We start from the raw sequence: 20,025 nt of genomic DNA, 5'->3' as shown, positions 1-20,025 counted from the left end.
CGGTGGGCAGCCGCTCCCCTCAAACGGGCGGCTTATTACCCACTAGTTAAACTACCGAACTTCTACCGCGAGTAGAAATCGAACTCGGTCGTTAACCCGATGTTTCCATGTGAAGTTGTACACTAGGTAGTAATTGGTGAATTTTAGTAGGCAATTCTTCTTGCCTACGCTGACACAAGGAACTGATCGTTGCGCTCTCTCGGTGATCTCGAACGCTCTATTATGGACATTCTCTGGACCGATGCTCGTCCGCTGTCTGCCCAAGACGTTCGCGAAGCCCTGCTCGATGCTGACAGCGGCCGTGAATTGGCTGTCACCACCATTCTGACGGTGCTCACCCGTCTGGAGAAAAAAGGCATGGTCCAGCGGGACCGAGACATTCGTCCACATCAGTTCGTGGCCGTCGCCTCACGGGAAGACCACACAGTTGAGTTGCTGCGCAACGTTCTTGGCACGGTCCCAGATCGAAGCGCAGTGTTGGCACGCCTCATCGGCGAAATCAGCCCGCAGGAGGCCGAGCAAGTGCGCTCCATGCTGGCTGAGACCAACTAAGCGATAGCGCTTCTTTCTCTTTGATGACCGCGCTTGTCCTTGCCGGACTGGCAATCATGCTTGCGTGGCCGATACCCCTCTGGCTACACAAGCAGCGTTGGATGTGGGCCCATCCGTTCGCCGCGATGGTGATCTGGCAGACCGTCGCAGTTGCCGGCGTGTTTTCGCTCCTCGGAGCCCCCATTGCCGCTGCACTGGCCCCGTTGGGCAATACCGTCCCCCAAGCGGTCTCACACATTCTTCGAAGCGACTCCCCGCTAGGTACCGTCATGGCGCTACCCACGGTCCATGTCACCATGCTCGTGATCGCCGCCGTATTGGCAGGGCATCTGCTGCTGACCTTTATAGTCACGGTGGTGCGGCTACAACGGGAAGTCAATGAACACAAGAACCTCGTCAAGCTCTTAGGCAGTGAAGGCTCCGCAAAACACACCTATGTGCTGCCCGCTGACCAACCTGTGGCGTACTGTTTACCGGGGCTTTGGCAACCACTGACCGTTGTTTCATCCGGATTGCAAGACAAGCTCAGCCAAGAGCAACTCGATGCGGTGCTAACCCACGAACGAGCCCACATTAGACAGAACCACCACCTGCTGCTAGCCGCATTTTTGACCTGGCGCCAAGCGTTACCTTGGTTGCCGGTGACAGAGAAAGCCCAGTCTGCGGTGTCGAACTTGGTGGAGATTTTGGCTGATCGCGCGACCCTCGAAAAGTTTGACCGCTCGGTTCTACTCACCGCGGTGGTGGCAACCTATCCTCTGACGCCCCAGGAACCGGCGGATACATTCGTACCTACCTCGCAGACAGCCCAGGAACAGACTCAGCTTTCCCCTCGGGTCGCCACCCTCATCAACGACCCAGCTACCTCCGGCACGGTGGCGGCCACCATGATCGCATCCGCCACTGCGGTGTTGCTGGGCGTGATGGGTTTGCTCAGTTTCGGCCCGCTCTAAGCTGGCTGCCAACACCGTCACTAAGCATCGATCTGTTCACGTTCGAGGGCATCGGCGCCAGAAATGATGAACTCTTTGCGTGGGGCGACGTGGCTGCCCATGAGCAACTCGAAGATCTCTTCGGCGCGTTCGGCATCGGCAACGCTGACGCGCCGTAGCGTGCGATAGCGAGGGTCCATGGTTGTTTCTGCCAGCTGATCGGCGTCCATTTCACCCAGACCCTTGTATCGCTGAATCGGTTCCTTGTAGCGTCGTCCCTCAGCCTCGAGCCGGGTCAGCAGCTCATGCAGTTCCTGCTCGGTATAGGTATAGACGGCTTCGTTGGATCTGGCACCGGGGTTGATGATGTCCACCCGGTGCAGCGGTGGCACCGCCGCGTAAACCCGTCCGGCATCCAGCATGGGCCGCATGTAGCGGAAGAACAAGGTCAGCAGCAAGGTTCTGATGTGCGCACCGTCGACATCAGCATCTGTCATGAGGATGACTTTGCCGTAGCGTGCGGCCTCCAGTTGGAAGCTGCGCCCGGAGCCTGCACCGATGACTTGAATCAGAGCGGCGCATTCAGCGTTATTGAGCATGTCGGACAGCGTGGCTTTTTGAACATTCAGGATCTTGCCGCGGATGGGCAGCAGCGCCTGGAAGTCTGAGGATCGAGCCATCTTGGCGGTTCCCAACGCGGAGTCACCTTCAACGATGAACAACTCTGATTGGGCGATATCTTCAGAGCGGCAATCGGCCAGCTTCGCCGGCAACGTGGAGGTCTCAAGGGCGTTCTTACGACGCTGGTTTTCTTTGTGGGTTCGGGCTGAGATGCGTGATTTCATCTCCGCAACAACTTTTTCCAGCAGCGCATTGGCTTGAGCCTTTTCATTACGTTTACTGGAGGTCAGCAGCGCGGTCAGCTGCTTCTCGACGACCCGGGAGACGATTTGCCGCACCGCAGAGGTGCCAAGGACCTCCTTGGTTTGGCCCTCGAACTGTGGCTCGGCTAACCGCACCGTCAGCACGGCCGTGAGCCCGGCAAGGACGTCATCTTTCTCAAGCTTGTCATTGCCCACCTTGAGCCTACGAGCATTGGACTCAACCACTTTCCGGAAAGTGCGCAGCAGAGCCGCTTCGAATCCGGCCACGTGGGTGCCGCCTTTGGGCGTGGCGATAATATTCACGAAAGGCCGCACCACGGTGTCGTAGCCGATATTCCACTGCAGGGCGATATCCACCTCGCAGGTGCGTTGGACGTCCTCCATGGTTGCTTGCCCATCTTCGGTGAGGACGGGGACACGTTCGGTGAAATTCCCGCTGCCTTCGATGCGCCACACGTCAGTTACCGAGGACTGATGTGTCAGATGCTCGACGAATTCGGTAATACCGCCGTCGTAGTGGAACACTTCTTCGGCTTGCAGTTCGGGGTTGGGGCGATGGGTGCGGTTGTCCCGAATGACGATGCGTAAACCTGGTACTAAGAAAGCGGTTTGCCGCGCACGGCCCTGTAGTTCTTCCAGAGAGAATTGGGCGTCGGGGGTAAAAATCTGTTCATCTGCCCAGTACCGAACCCGGGTGCCGGTGAGACCTCGCTTCGCCTTGCCGACGATTTCTAGCGGGTGGTCCATCCCTTCAAAGGGTGTGAAACTCGCATCGGCTTTTGGCCGGCCTTTGTCAGCAAAACGGCCAGGTTTTCCGCGCTTGAACGACATCTGGTGAACTTTGGAGGCGCGGGTGACTTGGACATCGAGGCGGGCAGACAGCGCGTTGACCACGGAAGCGCCGACACCGTGCAGGCCACCGGAGGCCGAGTAGGATCCGCCGCCGAATTTACCGCCGGCGTGCAGCTTGGTGAAGACCACTTCGACACCGGAGAGTCCGGTGCGTGGCTCCTTGTCGACGGGGATGCCGCGGCCGTCGTCTTCGACTTCCACCGAACCGTCCGGGTGCAAGGTGATGATGATCTCTTGGCAGTAGCCGCCCAGGGCTTCGTCGACGGAGTTGTCAATGATCTCCCAGAGGCAGTGCATGAGGCCACGCGAATCGGTGGAGCCGATATACATGCCGGGGCGTTTGCGAACAGCCTCGAGTCCTTCCAGGACTGACAGCTGGTGCGCGTTGTATTCCGAACGGGTGATCAACGAGGTCTCTCCTTGAGTTTTTGGGCCTTATCTAGGATACCGGTTAGTTATTCCCAATCGGGTTTCCCTGTCGGCGTGGCCGTTTCGGGCATGATTTTTGCACCATCCGTGGTTGTATGGGGTGTACAGGAGATACTGGTTCGAATTCTAAGGAGGGCATCATGACTGAGATTCAGACCAACTCTTCCCGTCAGCTCAACGCCCACGATCGCTGTGATCGCTGTGGGGCACAGGCGTATATTCGCGCTGTGCTGTCCACCGGCGGTGAACTGCTGTTCTGCATTCACCACAGCCGTCAGGTCAAGGAGGCGTTGGAGCCTCAAGCCCAGGTATGGGATGACCAGTCGGAGCTTCTGGGCCAGCCCGCCTAACGTCAGTTATCGCCTGGCCGTTGATATGGCGCAGGGCGTCGAAATCTGTCTGTAAATAAGTCTTTACAACGACTGTGGCTGGGAACCTGTTCGATCAGGTTCCCAGCCACAGCTGGTTAAGGCCTCGGTTTGTTCCCTTGAGGCTGGTTAGTCAAGGTAGTCCCGCAGCACTTGGGAGCGGGATGGGTGACGCAGTTTCGACATGGTCTTCGACTCGATTTGGCGAATGCGTTCACGGGTCACGCCGTACACCTTGCCGATCTCGTCGAGGGTCTTGGGCTGACCATCGGTCAAACCGAAGCGCATGGCCACCACGCCTGCTTCACGTTCGGAGAGCGTGTCCAGAACGGAGTGCAGCTGTTCTTGTAGCAGGGTGAAGCTGACGGCGTCGGCTGGGACGACAGCTTCGGAGTCTTCAATGAGGTCACCGAATTCGGAGTCGCCATCTTCGCCCAACGGGGTGTGCAGAGAGATCGGCTCGCGACCGTATTTCTGCACCTCGACAACGCGTTCTGGCGTCATGTCCAGTTCTTGTGCGAGTTCTTCCGGGGTTGGTTCCCGGCCCAAGTCTTGCAGCATCTGGCGCTGGACCCGGGCGAGCTTGTTGATGACTTCCACCATGTGGACTGGGATACGGATGGTGCGCGCCTGATCGGCCATGGCGCGGGTGATGGCCTGACGGATCCACCAGGTGGCGTACGTCGAGAACTTGAAGCCCTTGGTGTAGTCGAATTTCTCTACGGCGCGGATCAGGCCCAAGTTACCTTCCTGAATCAGGTCTAGGAAGAGCATGCCGCGACCGGTGTAGCGTTTGGCTAGCGATACCACCAGGCGCAGGTTAGCTTCCAGCAGGTGGTTCTTGGCGTCACGTCCGTCGGCGATAATCAGTTCGTAGTCGCGCTTGGTTTGGAAGTCTGTGATTTTCTCATTCTTGAGCTTGTGCTCGGCGAACAGACCGGCTTCAATGCGCAGTGCAAGATCGACTTCCTGCTCAGCGTTCAGCAGGGCAACCTTGCCGATCTGCTTGAGGTAGTCCTTGACCGGGTCAGCCGTTGCACCGGTTCCGGTTACCTGCTGGGCCGGAGCGTCTTCTTCGTCAGCTTCGGAATAGGTGAATCCAGAGCCAGTTTTGTCCTTAGGCTGGCCCTTGACGTCCTTTTCTTCCGCCTTAGCTTCGTCCTCGTCAGCCTCTTCGGCTTCTTCGGTTTCGTCCTCGGCCTCGTCAGCGTCTAGGTCTTCGTCTACCGCTACGTCTTCGTCGGTTAGCTCATCCGCGACCGGATCTTTTTCCTCGACGTCCTCTTCGAGTTCGTCTTCATTGGTTCCGGTTGCCTCTTCGGCTTCCTTCGCCTTGGCCTTTGCACGCGTGCTGGTCGCCGCCTTGGCGGTGGTCTTGCGGGTTGTGGTCTTGCGCGTCGTGGTTTTCTTTGCCGCAGCCTTTTTGGCGGGAGCCTCGCTCGCTCCTGACTTCGCGGCGGTACCCTGCTCCACGTCTTCTGCTGCTGCAGCGGTCTTGGTGCGGGTAGTCGTTGACTTTTTCTGAACTGTCACAGAAAACCTTTCCGGCTATCATCTGTCGTGCGTATAAGTGCTGCCTTACCGGGCGTACCGGTAACACCACTATGACCCTGTCAAATCCTTCCCTCCGGACAGCGGTGACGCCGTCCCTAAGGGGGTCGACTCTGGCGAAGGCCAGATGCGAGGATCAGAATCAGGGTCTTATGAGTGACAACACTACCACTGCGGGTTTTGTTCCCCGAAGTAAGAAAAAGTCTGTGTCTTGTGATGTGGCCCCGGCTGTGGCTTGCTCTCAGGGTTCGCGACTGGCCCATTCTGCGACGCGGCCGGTGCTCACCAGCGCGTTGAACAGCATGGTGAATCGGTATGTCGGATCTTCGGCTGTGGCTTTCTCCAGGTAAACCATCGCCAATGAGGATCTGCCCATGGCCCATTCGGACCAGGCCAGTAAGCCTAGGATGGCCTGTCGACTATCACCTTCAGCGATGGGTAGGAGTTCTCGCAAAAGTGCGTTGCAGGCGGTAGTTCGTTGCCAATCTGGTGCCGTGTCTGTGGCAGCCATCAAGGCTCGGGAGAGGAAGTTGATCTGCCAGCTCTCTGCCGGCACGTCCGTGTCTGTGAGTTCCGGGTCCAACGATTTAAACAGCTGGTTGCGTACGGGTTCGGAGAAAAAGTGTTGGAACGATGCAGCTACCGTGGTCATGAGCGGGAAGCTGGCTAAAACTAACACGAGGTCACGAGTTCTGACATGCTCTAAGTCTGTTACCAATTCAATGGCATCGTTGCGATGATGCCGAATCATGGCGGCATTTTTGTCCTGCCGGGAGCCGACACCCGTTGCCGCGATGCGACGCAACCATTTGTCCCACTTTTCCAAACGTCCGAAAAGATGGCGGGCATGCCTCACGTCGAAATTCAAAGACGCTTCGAACTGACGAACTCGTTTGGCACGCAAGCGCACTTGGTTTCTGAGTTGCGTCTGGTTCGCCCACGGGGCAGCCACCAGACGTTGAATCTGCTCCTCGGCACTTTTGGCCGAGCAGAAACCGGCAACTGTGAGCTGCGCGTTAAGAGCCGTTGAGTCAAGCGCAAGTGCAGTTGCATCCTCGCTGTGGCGCGAGCCCGGGAAGACTGTGTCGATTTGATCGGCCCCAAAAAAGTAGGCGTGTGAGAACCGTACTTGTCCGTCCGTTCGTTTTTGTTGTTGCCGGGCGACTTTGAACAGTTCGTGGAACGGTGGTTGCTGATCAGGTAGCCAGTGTTCATCCGAAAAAATCAGTACCAACAAGTGACGGTTCTGTACTCGTTCCCCGTAGGTGGCAAGTACGTCCTGCAAGTATTCATCGGCCTGCTCGGCATTGATATCCGCGGCCGGCAGGTTCACCCGGAGCACCGAGGTCAGGCGTTGTCCGCAGACTGTGATGAGTACGAGTGAGTTGCGGGGTTGGAAGCCCAGCACTTGGCGCACGTACACGATGAGATCTGCCCGACTATGAGCAATAAAGGTGTCTTGGTGGCTGGAGTCTGCTGCGGTGGCTGCCCACGGGCGCTGGTTCTTCTTCGTCATAGCCCCAGCTTGGTCTTGGCCCGACCGTGTTGAACGGCCAAGTGATCTTAGTTTGGAATAAGACCGCGAACGGGTCACCGTGTGGATGACCCCGCTTCAGCCCAGGCTGTGCTTATGCGTCTTCGTCTGGCTCGCGGCGCTGCTCGAGCTGTTTGAATTCCAGTTCCGGTGGCATCGGCTGATTCGCTTGCGTGGGCTCGGTCGTGTGCCGCGGTTGCGTGCTCAAGAACTCCTGCAGGGACGTGGCGATTACTTCCGCATCTGGAATCTCCTCGTTCTCGTCAACCAGCAGGGACCTTGGCGCCTTTTCTTCGGCGTACTCGTCGAAGTTGGTCTCCAGCTTCTGGACCAATTCCAAGGCTTCTTGGCTCTGGGCAACCTGCTGAGCGATGTCGGTGTCCAGATCCCGACCCTGCTCACGCAGTTTGTCAGACGGAAGTGATAGACCGGTCGCGGCGCTGAGGTACTCAATGGCCGCCACTGCTCCTTGCGGGTACACCATCTCAGCCAGGTAATGCGGGATATGCAGCGTCAAGCCGAGCACGTCGCGCTGGGCTTCAGTGAGTCGATATTCCAAGACCATGGCGGCAGATGCTGACAGGTCAGCCATCGGAGTGAACGTGGACAAGCCCGCCAGTCGATCACCGGCATTGCCGTGGACCGTGAGTCCCAACGGACGCGTGTGTGGAACAGGCATGGGCAGCCCTTCCATGATGACGGTGAGTTTCACATGGAGATCTTCGATGATGTTCAAGATCGCCTGCGTAAAGCGTTCCCATTGCAGGTCCGGTTCAGGGCCGGTGAGCAGCAAGAAGGGACGTTGTGCTTGGTCGTAGGCCAGACGCAGGTGCATCTTGGGGGCAAGGTATTCGGTGAAGTGGTCGCCTGCAAAGGTAATGGTCGGGCGACGATCCCGGTAGTTGATGAGCTGATCCACGTCAAAGCTCGCCAACAGTTCATTTTCTAGTTCGGCGTTGAACTCATCACGCAACACATTGTTGATACAACCGGCGTTGTGATGGCCGGTGAATAACACCACGAGGGTGAGGTCCTCTACTTCCCGGAGGGCCCGTGAAGAGCGCAAAGATTCGCGCAAGTCATGGCCCACCGACGTAAGGGTGAACAATGACATTGGGTCCTGCATGTGCTGGTAGCCTCCTTGAGCGGTTAGGTTCGCGTGACGAACTCGAGCATCTATTCTATACCTCCTTGATCAACACGCTACGCCCTGAGCTTTATTCCCTACGGTGGACGCTGTCTACAACGCTTTCCTGACATAGGGTGCTGTCGTAGAGTAGTAATTACTCAACATTTCTTTCACATCTTGTTTTGGTGGGGAGTTCAGCGTGGATAACCCGCCTGCAGTAGGGAGCCGCATGAAAAAGATCGATATTTCGCTGCCGACCGTCAAAGCCACCCCCGCCTCATTGAGCAAGGCGAAAAGCGAAGGCCTCGTGGTGGCGGTAGCCCAAGGTGAGAACGGCCCGCAGATCATTGGGGATGCTCTCGATAAGAAAGATCTCGCCGCTCTCGAGAATTCCCTGGCTTCACTCGGTGTTACCGGAGCCACCGATCAAGTCGTGCAACTACCAGGCATGGATACAAAGAAGTTTCCCGTCCTGATCCTGACCGGTGTAGGCAAAGCCGTTGAAGAGGGCTACACGCCAGAAACGCTGCGCCGGGCCGCTGGTGCCGTCACCCGTACGACTAAGGGCATCTCCTCCCTGACTTTTGCCCTCCCTGCCGCCGAGCCAGAACAGTTTCAAGCTGTCGCTGAAGGCGCACTCCTAGGCACCTACCGCTTCACCGCTTACAAGTCGGAGAACGGTCGGAATAACGACGCTGAACCAAAGTTGGAAACCATCGAGGTCGCCACCGAGCTTTCTTCCAAGATCTCTGACGGACTCGTCACCGCGGCCACCACCGGGGCTGAAGCAGTGGCACTAGCTAAGAACCTCATTAACACTCCCCCATCACATCTGTTCCCGGAGACTTTCGCTGCGACCGCGAGCGAAGTAGCCAAGAACCAGAAGCTGAAGATTAAGGTGTGGGACGAAAAGGACCTGCACAAGGACGGCTTCGGCGGTCACATCGGTGTCGGTAAGGGTTCAGTCAACGGTCCGCGTCTGGTGAAGATCGAATACCGACCCGCTCGAGCCACTGGACACGTGGCTTTGGTAGGTAAGGGGATCACCTTTGATACCGGCGGTATCTCCTTGAAGCCGGCAGCTTCCATGATGACCATGAAGTCTGACATGTCCGGTGCTGCTGCCGTCCTGGCAGCCATCTCCGGTATCGCTGCCCGGGGCGCCAAAGTCAATGTCACCGCGTGGCTGGCCATGGCTGAGAACATGCCCTCCGCCACGGCAATCAAGCCATCCGACGTCATCACCATGTATGGCGGTAAGACCGTCGAAGTCATGAACACTGACGCTGAAGGCCGCCTCGTGCTAGCCGATGCCATTGTGGCTGCCGGTGAAGACCAGCCAGATGCCATCATCGACATCGCAACGCTGACCGGAGCCCAAATGGTTGCCCTCGGCACTCGCACCTGTGGCGTCATGGGAGATGAAGCTGTCCGCCAGCGTGTTGTTGATGCGGCTGAATCCACCGGCGAATTGGTGTGGCCAATGCCGATCCCAGAAGAATTGAAGCCTTCGCTGAAGTCCCAGGTGGCTGATCTGTCCAACATCGGTGAGCGTTTCGGCGGCATGATGACCGCCGCAGCGTTCCTGCGCGAATTTGTCGGCACCGACAAGGCTGGGGCCACCATCCCGTGGGCCCACATTGACATTGCCGGGCCGTCCTTCAACGAAGGCTCCCCATACGGCTACACCGGTAAAGACGCTACTGGCGTCATGGTTCGTACTCTAATGTCTGTCGCAGAGTCCTACGCGAACTAAGATGGTCTGTAGAGGGCGGTCAGAGTGTCACGAACATGACTTTTGGCCGCCACGCAGGCAAAATGGAAGTAAAATTCCATAGTCCGGAATAATTCTGTGACTAAACTGTGAATTAACAAAACACCTTAAGGCGGCTAGCGTCGCCGGAAACTGCAAGAGGAGCGTTCACCGTGGCCGAAGAGGCAAACGCGCAAGAATTTGACGTATTGATTCTCGGTGGTGGTAGTGCCGGCTATGCTGCCGCACTGCGTTCAGTCCAGTACGGGCTCACTGTCGGACTTATCGAAAAAGACAAGCTCGGGGGCACCTGCTTGCACACCGGCTGTATCCCCACCAAGGCATACCTGCACGCAGCAGAGCTAGCCGATGATGCCCGCAATGGCGCCAAGTACGGGATCAAGACCACCCTGGATGAAATCGACATGGCCGGGGTCCGCGAATACAAGGACGGCATTGTCGCCGGCAAGTTCAAGGGTCTGACCGGTCTGTTGAAGATGAAGAAGGTCAACGTCATTGCCGGTGAAGGCAAGTTGGTCTCCCAAAATGAAATCGAAGTCGACGGCACCCGCTACAAGGGCAAGAACATCATCTTGGCCTCCGGTTCCGAATCCAAGACCATGGGCTTGACCGCTTCCAAGCGCATCATGACCTCCACCGAGGCTCTGCAGCTGGACTACATCCCAGAATCTGCCATCGTGCTCGGTGGCGGTGTGATTGGTTCCGAGTTCGCGTCCGCTTGGAACTCCTTTGGCGTCGACGTCACCATCATCGAAGGCCTGCCTTCCTTGGTCCCGAACGAAGACCCATCGATCATCAAGGTCCTGACACGCGAGTTCAAGAAGAAGGGCATCAAGTCCAACGTGGGCACCTTCTTCGAGAAGGTCGAAGAGACCGATGACGGCGTGAAAGTCACCTTGGCCGATGGCAAGGAATTCACCGCAGAGGTCTGCTTGGTCGCCGTTGGCCGTGGCCCGGTCACCGAAGGTTTGGGCTACGAAGAACAGGGCATCACCCTGGACCGCGGCTTCGTCATCACGAACGAACGTCTGCATACCGGTGTTGGCAACATTTACGCGATCGGTGACATTGTCCCAGGTCTGCAGCTGGCACACCGCGGCTACCAGCAGGGCATCTTCGTTGCCGAAGAGATCGCCGGCAACAACCCGATCATCGTCGAAGACATCAACATTCCAAAGGTCACCTTCACCGAACCGGAAATCATGTCTGTCGGCTACACCGAACCTGCCGCCAAGGAAAAGTTCGGCGACGACCAGATCGAGGTCACCGAGTACAACTTGGCCGGCAACGGCAAATCCTCCATCTTGGGTACCGGCGGCATCATCAAGATGGTCCGCCAGAAGGACGGCCCAATCGTGGGTGTGCACGGCATCGGCACACGTATTGGTGAGCAAATTGGTGAAGCCCAGCTCATCGTCAACTGGGAAGCCTACCCGGAGGATGTCGCCCAGTTCATCCACGCACACCCAACCCAGAACGAAGCTTTGGGCGAAGCAGCCATGGCGCTCTTCGGTCACCCGCTGCACGGCTAAGCCACCGGCCACAGCCACTAACACAGGCGCGCCGGCACTTGGCTCGCACGAATTCTTATAACAAGGAGAATCGGGGACACAATGTCTGAAACCGTAAACCTACCGGCCCTCGGTGAATCCGTCACCGAAGGCACTGTCACCCGCTGGCTGGTTGAAGTTGGCGAGAGCGTCGAGGTCGACCAGCCGATCGTGGAAGTTTCCACCGATAAGGTCGATACCGAGATCCCATCCCCTGTCGCCGGCGTGATCGAAGAGATCCTGGCCGAAGAAGACGACACCATCGAGGTTGGCGAACCGCTGGTGCGCATCGGTGATGGGGATGGCTCCTCTTCCGACAGCTCGGACGACGACTCCGCTGCTGAGGAAGAAGCTGAAGAACCAGCCGCCGAAGAAGAGGAAGCAGCAGAGCAGGAAGACACTTCTTCTGAAGAGCAGGAAGAAGAGCAGCAGAGCTCTTCTGATTCCGGTTCCGAAGACGCTGGTGAGAGCCAGGAAGTGAAACTTCCAGAACTCGGTGAGTCCATCACCGAAGGCACCGTGACCCGCTGGCTGAAGGAAATCGGTGAAGAGGTCGAGGTTGACGAACCTCTTCTGGAGGTCTCCACCGACAAGGTTGACACCGAGATCCCATCCCCAGTTGCCGGCACCCTGCTGGAAATCCGCGCAGACGAAGACGATACCGTCGAGGTTGGCGGCGTGCTGGCCATCATCGGTTCCGGCTCCGCAGCCAAGTCCGAAGACAAGGGCGAGGACAAGGCTGAAGAGCAGGACGAGGACAAGTCCGAAGAGAAGTCCGAGCAGGCCCCAGCTGAAGACAAAACTGACAAGCCAGCCGAGGAAGCACCGGCCACGGAAGAGAAGACCGACAAGGCATCAGCTGCCGATCAGGACGATAACTCTGCTGCCGGCTACGTGACCCCACTGGTCCGCCGCTTGGCCAAGGACAAAGGTGTTGACCTCTCCACGGTTAAGGGCACCGGTGTTGGTGGACGTATCCGCAAGCAGGATGTCGAAGCTGCCGCCAAGGAACAGGAGAAGGCTGCCGCCGCTCCGGCCCCAGCAGCTGCCCCAGCTGGGGCTCCAGCCGCTGCTTCTGCAGCGCCACAGGCCGTCCCATCTGCAGACACCAAGCTGCGCGGGACCACCGAGAAGGCTCCACGCATCCGCCAGGTCATCGCCCGCCGCATGCGCGAATCTCTCGACATTTCCACCCAGCTGACTCAGGTCATCGAAGTGGACATGACCCGCATCTGGCAGCTGCGCGCCGCTAAGAAGGATGAGTTCCGCGCCCGCGAAGGCGTCAACCTGACCTTCCTGCCGTTCATCGCCAAGGCTGTGGCCGAGTCCCTGAAGGCCCACCCGAAACTGAACGCCCTGTACGACGAAGAGAAGCAGGAAATCACCTACCACGACAAGGAACACATCGCTATCGCGGTGGATACCGACCGTGGTCTGCTGGTTCCGGTCATCAACGACGCAGGTTCCTTGAACATGTCCGGTCTGGCCTCCCGCATTGCCGATCTGGGCGCCCGCGCCCGGGACAACAAGGTCTCCCCTGATGAACTCTCCGGTGGTACCTTCTCGATCACGAACATCGGCTCTGTCGGTGCACTGTTCGATACCCCGATCATCAACCAGCCTCAGGTCGCCATCCTGGGTACCGGTGCGATCGTGAAGCGTCCAATGGTCATCTCCGATGTAGATGGCAACGACACCATCGCGATCCGCAACATGATGTACCTGTGCCTGACCTACGACCACCGGTTGGTCGACGGTGCTGATGCCGGGCGCTTCTTGCAGTCCATCAAGGCTCGCTTGGAAGAAGGCGCATTCGGCGCAGAACTCTAAATCAGACGCTAGCGTCTAGTTAGACACGCGAACGACCCCACACTGCCCCACCGATTGGTGGATGCGGTGTGGGGTCTTTGCGTTCGATAGACTGGACAGCATGGACGTACTCACACACATTATTGTCTTCCTCCACATTCTTTCGGTCGCCACGGTGGTCGGCGGCTGGATCGCCCACTTCAAGTCCCCGACCGTCACCAGCTACCAATACATTGGTGCTTGGGGTGCTTTCATCACCGGCCTTTTGATCGTGGGCTTGCGCGAGATGGCAGATGGCGACCTGAACCACATCAAGATTGGCGTCAAGGCCGTGATCGCCTTGATCGTCTTGGTCGCCGCCGTTATTGGTCGGTCCAAGGTCAAGAAAGGTGAAGAAGTCTCGACCGGTCTGGCACATGCCGTCGGTGGTATGGCCCTCATCAATATGGCCATCGCTTCCATCTGGGTCTAAGTCTTTCCCCTCACGATTGGGCGTGCGCGTCCGCCACGTGAATGCTGGATATCAGCCAGCGACCGTGGTGCAGACGCAATTGCACGCTCAATTGTTGTTTAACAGGTTTTATCTCCTGAGCCCGGCCGTTTTTGCCGCGCTGAGTATGTCCACTCACCAAGGCGAAGACTTCGACTTCCCGCATCGGTTCTGTGCTGGTGACTGGCTGCCAGGCGAAGAGCCCAACCGGGTCTGTACATTCCTGGCCGTCATGCTGTCCGGGCACCAAGCGTGTCTGCAGTCCGCTGAGTTCGATACCGGCGGTACGGAGCTTTTGTTGCAGTGCGGTTTCGCTGCGAAAGGCTGGCGAGTCCGGATAGGTGTAAGCGGAAACGCTTCCTCGTCCTTCCAGTGCGGCTTGGCGCCGGGTTGCCAGACGGTCCCAGAGGCACACTTCCGGGTCCCATCCGCGTGTTGCAGCACTGGGGGACATCCTTGGTTGGGGTTGGGCAGGCACTGCGGCTGAGGGTGCAGAAAACCTCTGCTCGAGCTGCCAGCCGGCTAACAGGACGGTGCACGCGGTGAAGACTCCCAAAAGGACGCGGGCAGTAACTTTGGTCAGGACTTTCGTTTCTGTCCGTTGCCCGGAACGCAAGGCAGGCGGCAGACCGAGTTGAAGCGGACGCGGTTCAGTGAGTCGGTGCAGGACTGCACGGACATCGGCCAAGGACCGCTCTCCGGCTAGGTAGGCATCCACGACCGCTTCTAGTCGACGCGGCAGATCGTCCCGGAGTAAACCTACTGCCAGCCGCTGGGTGGGCGGTGGATGGCCGGTGAGCGCGAACCAGAGACACCCCTCTGGGCCTACCCCACCGCTGGTGCGGGACAGGAAGCGGGGTTTTCCTAGCGCGGTGAAGAGTGCACGATCAGGAGTGAGGTTCACCGCCGAGCTCGGATCGGAGCTCTGGGCCAAGTCGAGCGCCGCAACAAGCGTTAACAATTGGGACAGTGGCAGCGGACCCGTTTGGCTGACCAAATCAGTCAGACTGACCCCGTCCACAAATTCAGTTGCCACCAACATCGTTTCAGATACGGCAGATTCTGCTGTGACATCCGGTGTGCACAACGACCACATTTGAGCCCAATGTTCAGCGGTTCTCAGCGGTTCGCCAAGCTCGAGTTCACTATGTTCAGCGCTGATCAGATCAACGTCAACAACAAGACACTCCGATGTCTTATCGGAGCGGAAAACCTCTTTGCCCGCGAACTTCTCATGACGAGGAACTCGAACCCGTGAGTGCCCAAGCAAACAAAATGTCTGACCTAGCGGCTGCTGATGCGTGCTCATGGCAGAATAGTGACAGAAATAACCCGGAGGCATCTCGAGATATCCACAGCTATCATGCATCGGAAAACATGAGATCTAAATTTCCATTATCTCGGGTGTCGGTCGTAGGGTAGGAAGTTATGAAGCTGAACTTTGAAGTTCTTGGCTTGGAGCCGAACTACGTGGATTACCAGCAAGCGTGGCAGCTGCAGCAGCAGACGCACCAGGCTGTGCTTGACGGTAAAGCGGATAACACCGTGTATCTTCTGGAGCACGCCTCCGTCTATACGGCAGGAAAGCGCACCGAGCCCGAGGATCTTCCCACGGATGGTTCTGCTGTGGTCAACGTTGACCGTGGCGGCAAGCTGACGTGGCATGGCCCTGGCCAGCTGGTGGGCTACCCCATCGTTCGCCTGAAGAGCCGCGGCCACGTCCGCGCTTACGTTGACTACCTTGAACGCGCGCTGATGAAAGTCATCGGCGACTACGGAATCCACACGGTGCAAATCCCTGAACGCTCCGGCGTCTGGGTACCGGCTGATGAGAATGGGCCGGACCGAAAGATCGCTGCGATCGGTCTGCGCGTACACAAGAATGTCTGCATGCATGGTTTCGCTTTGAACTGCTCAAACTCTCTTGAGCCCTACGAACACGTGATTGCTTGCGGCATCACAGACGCTGGCACCACCACGATCAGCGCAGAGGCCGGTCGGATCATCACCCCGACGGACGTTCTGCCAGCCATCAAAGAGGCCTTAAACGTGGGGGCCGAGGAACACATCGCTGACGCTGTCGTCTTCAGCTAACGCCGCGGCAGACCCCGCGGCCAAATAACACCCTAGGAGAAAACATGGCGGTTGCCCCTGAAGGACGCAGGATGCTGCGCATTGAAGCTCGTAACGCTGCCACCCCAGTGGAACGCAAGCCGAGCTGGATCAAAGCCAAAGTCCAAATGGGTCCCGAGTATGCCGAGCTCAAATCGCTTGTGCGCGGCCAAGGACTACACACCGTCTGTGAAGAGGCAGGCTGCCCGAACATCTTCGAGTGTTGGGAAGACCGCGAAGCAACATTCTTGATCGGCGGTTCGGAATGTACCCGCCGTTGTGACTTCTGCCAGATTGATACCGGTAAACCTGCTCCTCTCGATGTCACCGAGCCATTGAAGGTCGCCGAGTCCGTGCGACAGATGCAGCTTCGCTACGCCACCGTGACCGGGGTGGCCCGTGACGACCTCGAGGATGAAGGTTCGTGGCTATACGCGGAAACCATTCGCAAGATTCACGAGCTCAACCCCGGCACCGGTGTTGAGATCCTCATCCCCGACTTCTCCGGTAACGAAGAACACTTGCAAACCATCATCGATGCCAAGCCTCAGGTCTTTGCACACAACGTGGAAACTGTGCCGCGGCTGTTCAAGACCATTCGTCCGGCTTTCCGCTATGAACGCTCGATGGATGTCATTAACTACGGGCACCAACAGGGGGCTATCACCAAGTCGAACCTCATCTTGGGTATGGGTGAGACCCGAGAAGAAATTTCTCAGGCGATGCAAGACTTGGTCGATGCCAACTGCCACCTGCTGACCATTACTCAGTACCTGCGCCCGACTGAACGACACCTGCCGGTGCAGCGTTGGGTCAAACCGGAAGAATTCGTCGAGCTGGCCCAGGAAGCTGAAGAAATGGGTTTCCTCGGTGTGATGTCCGGTCCGCTCGTGCGTTCTTCCTACCGTGCCAGCCGCTTGTGGGCTGCCGCGATGCGCAAGAAGGGTTGGGAGATCCCGGCCGAATTGGCACACATTGAAGACTCCGGTTCGACCCGACAAGAAGCGGCGTCCCTGATTCAGTCTCGTTAACCCCAGCCGAGTACACTAGAGGTACACGATTTCGTTTTGTCATGACCTCTGAGAGAAGTATGTCCGCCAACGCACCCAAGAATAAGGCAGCCCAAGGGCCGACCAAGGCTGAACTGCGCGCCGAACGCAAAGCCGAGAAGCAAGCCATTAAGGAACGCAAGAAAGCTAACAAGAAGCCCGGCGCCATTAAACAATTGCGTCAAGTCTTCACCATGACGAAGGCATACGACCCATCAATTGTTTGGCGTATGCTCCTTGGCTTCCTTGTTCCCGTTGTCATTGGCCTCATTGTTGGCCTTTTGCTGAACAACTGGATCACATGGTTGATCCTCGGCATCGCTGTTGGTTTGTTGGTCGCAGTCATCATGCTTAACCGCCGCGGTGAACGGGCCGCGTTCGCCCAGATTGAGGACCGTCCAGGTGCCGCTGGTGCTGCGCTGGGTACTCTACGCCGCGGCTGGATCGTGGAAGAAGAGCCAGTGGCTGTCACCCCGCGTTCCCGCGACGTGGTCTTCCGCGCTATTGGCCGCCCTGGCGTCGTCTTGGTCACTGAAGGACCGATTGGCCGGGTGCGCAAGCTCGTGCAGAAACAGCGCCAGTTCGTCAACCGGGTGGCCCCCAATGTGCCGGTACACGTGATCCACGTGGGTAAGGGCGAGGGTCAGACAGAGCTACATAAGGTCGTCAAAACCATGAAGGGGTACGACAAGACCCTGACCAAGCATGAGGTCCAAGCCGTGAACCAGCGGCTGAGCTCCATCTCCGGTCAAGGCCTGCCCATTCCGAAAGGTATCGACCCGTACCGGATGCGTCCTGATCGCAAGGCGCTGCGCGGCAAATAAAAATCTCGTCGGAGCGTAAGCTCCTACAAAATACCTACGCTTTTGGGCGGGGTGCGAAGGCAATCTCTACAGTGTTAGCGATTTTGTCATGAGCGCCCCGCCCATCTGCATCCATGATGAAGGCTGGGACGACCAAGCATAGAAGGAACGTCCGCAGCACTGCCTTAGCCCACTTAATGCGGGCCCCGCCGACCTGCACAACCTGCATACGCAACAAACGCTTACCCAAGGTGGCTTCATACAGGCCTAGCTGTACCGCCGTGAGAATGAAAAAGACGATCAGCGGCGTCCACGTAGTTTCACGGGCTAGGAAAAGAGCAATACCCCAGGCGATCATCCAGTCAATGAAGACCGCGCCAATTCGCCGACCAAAACTGGCCAAACGGGTCGGACCGTCCTTAGGGAGGCCAAGGTCTTGACCTGGCCACTCGTTCTTATTGGTCCGCGGCGGCCCTTCAACCCACGAAGCCAGATCTTTTCGGCTAATCCGGGTTTGGTCTGATTTTTCCTGTGGCTGCTCATCGGAGGACGGGTTCTTTTTCACCCCTCTAGTCTATGTCGCTCATCGCCGAAGCCGAACTTGATCACCCTGTTCGCCATCAGCCAACTGTACTGTGGCCCCGATCACTTCTTTATCGGCTGAGGGCGCAAAATGCCCTGTTCCGACGGGTGTCACCGGCTAGACTAAAAACGTCTACGAATTATTTGAGGAGCCAGTTGTGTTCACGACAGCAGACGAACTATTGGAATATTTGAAAACCGAAGACGTGAAATTCGTCGATATCCGGTTCACGGATCTTCCGGGGGTGCAGCAGCACTTCAACATTCCAGCCAAAACCGTTGACCGAGATTTCTTCGAAGAAGGTCAGCTTTTCGATGGCTCTTCAATTGCAGGCTTCCAAGGCATCGCCGAATCGGACATGCAGCTCATCCCCGATGTTGCGACCGCCTTCATTGACCCCTTCCGCAAAGCCAAGACCTTGGTGATGAACTTCTCGGTCATCAACCCGCGCACCGGGGAACCGTACCACCGCGACCCGCGTGGGGTAGCTCAGCGGGCGGAAGAATACTTGGAATCCACCGGCATCGCTGATACCGCATTCTTCGCGTCCGAAGCCGAGTTCTACATTTTCGACGATGTCCGGTTCAAAAACGACCCGAACCACTCCTTCTTCTCCGTTGACTCGGAAGAAGCATGGTGGACCTCCCACCGCAAAGATGAGGGCGGCAACCTTAGCCACAAGACCTACACCATGGGTGGCTACTTCCCCGTTCCCCCAACAGACAAGCACGCGGATATCCGTGACGACATCTCCTTGGCGTTGGAGCAGGTCGGTTTGAACGTTGAACGTGCCCACCACGAGGTTGGCGCAGCCGGTCAGAACGAGATCAACTACACGTTCACCACGCTCACCCACGCCGCCGACGATATCTTGAAGTTCAAATACATCGTCAAAGGCGTTGCTCAGCAGCAGGGCCGAACCGCGACCTTCATGCCGAAACCGGTGTACGGTGACGGTGGTTCCGGCATGCACTGCCACCAGTCGCTGTGGATGGATGGCGAACCGTTGTTCTACGACGAGAAGGGCTACGCAAACCTCTCCGACACGGCACGCTGGTACATTGGGGGCCTGCTCAAGCACGCCTCCGCGGTGCTGGCATTCACCAACCCAACGGTGAACTCCTACAAACGACTGGTGAAAGGCTACGAAGCCCCCATCAACTTCGTGTACTCACAGGGCAACCGTTCGGCAGCCATCCGTATCCCGATCACGGGTGCGAACCCCAAGGCCAAGCGTCTCGAGTTCCGTGCGCCGGATCCGTCCGGGAACCCCTACTTGGCGTTCGCCGCTCAGCTGATGGCAGGGTTGGACGGCATCAAGAACCGGATTGAGCCACTGGAGCCAATCGACAAGGACCTTTATGAGCTGCCGCCGGAAGAAGCCGCTGACATTCCGAAAGCGCCAGGATCTCTTGAAGAGGCATTGCAGGCGTTGGAAGAGGATCATGACTTCCTGCTCGAGGGCGATGTCTTCTCCGAGGACTTGATCCAGGCATGGATCGAGTACAAGCGGACTCAGGAGATCGATCCTCTGCATCTGCGCGTCAGCCCGTACGAGTTTGAACTCTACTACTCCATCTAAGGTGTCTTTCACGGGCCGTTGCGGACCGTGGCGACACCACTG

17 protein-coding genes are annotated in these 20,025 nt (G+C 57.8%); 11 read left to right on the top strand and 6 right to left on the bottom strand.

The genetic code is table 11. The features are described 5' to 3' along the window. The first annotated feature begins 189 nt into the window (after positions 1-189). Together ACFFFR_RS00490 and ACFFFR_RS00485 are read left to right on the top strand one after the other, a co-directional pair. On the top strand, positions 190-552 hold the full coding sequence (locus ACFFFR_RS00490) for a BlaI/MecI/CopY family transcriptional regulator (protein WP_377457248.1): 363 nt from the start codon (positions 190-192) through the stop codon (positions 550-552). A gap of 101 nt (positions 553-653) precedes the next feature. After that, positions 654-1,505, top strand: coding sequence for a M56 family metallopeptidase (locus ACFFFR_RS00485; protein WP_377457247.1), 852 nt, complete (start codon positions 654-656; stop codon positions 1,503-1,505). A 20-nt stretch (positions 1,506-1,525) separates the two neighbouring features. Here ACFFFR_RS00485 and ACFFFR_RS00480 read toward each other — a convergent pair whose 3' ends face one another. Then, entirely contained in the window at positions 1,526-3,628 is a 2,103-nt protein-coding gene (locus ACFFFR_RS00480) for a DNA gyrase/topoisomerase IV subunit B (RefSeq protein ID WP_377457245.1), read from the bottom strand. Between the two features lie 161 nt (positions 3,629-3,789). On the opposite strand from ACFFFR_RS00480, the gene ACFFFR_RS00475 reads away from it, so the two are divergent. Further along, positions 3,790-3,999, top strand: coding sequence for a DUF7455 domain-containing protein (locus ACFFFR_RS00475; RefSeq protein ID WP_377457243.1), 210 nt, complete (start codon positions 3,790-3,792; stop codon positions 3,997-3,999). Between the two features lie 147 nt (positions 4,000-4,146). Here the strand turns inward: ACFFFR_RS00475 and ACFFFR_RS00470 are convergent, their stop codons facing one another. The 3 genes from ACFFFR_RS00470 to ACFFFR_RS00460 form a co-directional block, all read right to left on the bottom strand. After that, complete coding sequence (locus tag ACFFFR_RS00470; RefSeq protein ID WP_377457241.1) at positions 4,147-5,550, bottom strand: RNA polymerase sigma factor; 1,404 nt, start codon at positions 5,548-5,550, stop codon at positions 4,147-4,149. 259 nt (positions 5,551-5,809) lie between these two features. Next, positions 5,810-7,084: a DUF4192 family protein gene (locus ACFFFR_RS00465; protein ID WP_377457239.1), complete on the bottom strand. Its 1,275-nt coding sequence runs from the start codon at positions 7,082-7,084 to the stop codon at positions 5,810-5,812. Between the two features lie 112 nt (positions 7,085-7,196). Next, on the bottom strand, positions 7,197-8,228 hold the full coding sequence (locus tag ACFFFR_RS00460) for a proteasome assembly chaperone family protein (protein ID WP_377457237.1): 1,032 nt from the start codon (positions 8,226-8,228) through the stop codon (positions 7,197-7,199). Between the two features lie 232 nt (positions 8,229-8,460). Between ACFFFR_RS00460 and ACFFFR_RS00455 the strand changes: the two genes are divergently transcribed. From ACFFFR_RS00455 to ACFFFR_RS00440, 4 genes are all read left to right on the top strand, one after another. Next, positions 8,461-9,987 (top strand): leucyl aminopeptidase, encoded by a 1,527-nt coding sequence (locus ACFFFR_RS00455; RefSeq protein WP_377457236.1) that lies wholly within the window; start codon positions 8,461-8,463, stop codon positions 9,985-9,987. Positions 9,988-10,157: 170 nt separating this feature from the next. Further along, complete coding sequence (gene lpdA, locus ACFFFR_RS00450) at positions 10,158-11,537, top strand: dihydrolipoyl dehydrogenase (RefSeq protein WP_377457234.1); 1,380 nt, start codon at positions 10,158-10,160, stop codon at positions 11,535-11,537. An 81-nt stretch (positions 11,538-11,618) separates the two neighbouring features. Further along, positions 11,619-13,385, top strand: coding sequence for a 2-oxoglutarate dehydrogenase, E2 component, dihydrolipoamide succinyltransferase (sucB, locus tag ACFFFR_RS00445; RefSeq protein WP_377457232.1), 1,767 nt, complete (start codon positions 11,619-11,621; stop codon positions 13,383-13,385). Positions 13,386-13,485: 100 nt separating this feature from the next. Further along, complete coding sequence (locus ACFFFR_RS00440) at positions 13,486-13,836, top strand: hypothetical protein (protein WP_377457230.1); 351 nt, start codon at positions 13,486-13,488, stop codon at positions 13,834-13,836. A gap of 10 nt (positions 13,837-13,846) precedes the next feature. Here the strand turns inward: ACFFFR_RS00440 and ACFFFR_RS00435 are convergent, their stop codons facing one another. Continuing rightward, entirely contained in the window at positions 13,847-14,890 is a 1,044-nt protein-coding gene (locus tag ACFFFR_RS00435) for a serine/threonine-protein kinase (RefSeq protein WP_377457228.1), read from the bottom strand. A 392-nt stretch (positions 14,891-15,282) separates the two neighbouring features. Here ACFFFR_RS00435 and lipB point away from each other — a divergent pair, with 392 nt between their 5' ends. The 3 genes from lipB to ACFFFR_RS00420 are packed head-to-tail and all read left to right on the top strand — an operon-like array spanning position 15,283 to position 17,839. Then, complete coding sequence (lipB, locus tag ACFFFR_RS00430) at positions 15,283-15,948, top strand: lipoyl(octanoyl) transferase LipB (RefSeq protein WP_377457226.1); 666 nt, start codon at positions 15,283-15,285, stop codon at positions 15,946-15,948. Between the two features lie 44 nt (positions 15,949-15,992). After that, positions 15,993-16,997 carry a lipoyl synthase gene (gene lipA / locus ACFFFR_RS00425; RefSeq protein ID WP_377457224.1) on the top strand — a complete coding sequence of 335 codons (1,005 nt, stop codon included), beginning with the start codon at positions 15,993-15,995 and terminating at the stop codon, positions 16,995-16,997. A gap of 59 nt (positions 16,998-17,056) precedes the next feature. Then, complete coding sequence (locus ACFFFR_RS00420) at positions 17,057-17,839, top strand: DUF4191 domain-containing protein (protein ID WP_377457222.1); 783 nt, start codon at positions 17,057-17,059, stop codon at positions 17,837-17,839. Between the two features lie 34 nt (positions 17,840-17,873). On the opposite strand, the gene ACFFFR_RS00415 is transcribed toward ACFFFR_RS00420, so the two are convergent. Next, positions 17,874-18,383 (bottom strand): RDD family protein, encoded by a 510-nt coding sequence (locus ACFFFR_RS00415; protein WP_377457220.1) that lies wholly within the window; start codon positions 18,381-18,383, stop codon positions 17,874-17,876. Positions 18,384-18,558: 175 nt separating this feature from the next. On the opposite strand from ACFFFR_RS00415, the gene glnA reads away from it, so the two are divergent. Continuing rightward, positions 18,559-19,983 carry a type I glutamate--ammonia ligase gene (gene glnA, locus ACFFFR_RS00410; RefSeq protein ID WP_377457218.1) on the top strand — a complete coding sequence of 475 codons (1,425 nt, stop codon included), beginning with the start codon at positions 18,559-18,561 and terminating at the stop codon, positions 19,981-19,983. Positions 19,984-20,025 lie beyond the last annotated feature (42 nt).

The organism is Micrococcoides hystricis, from assembly GCF_042434215.1.
GTDB lineage: Bacteria > Actinomycetota > Actinomycetes > Actinomycetales > Micrococcaceae > Micrococcoides > Micrococcoides hystricis.
This window is presented reverse-complemented; position numbering and strand designations above follow the sequence as displayed.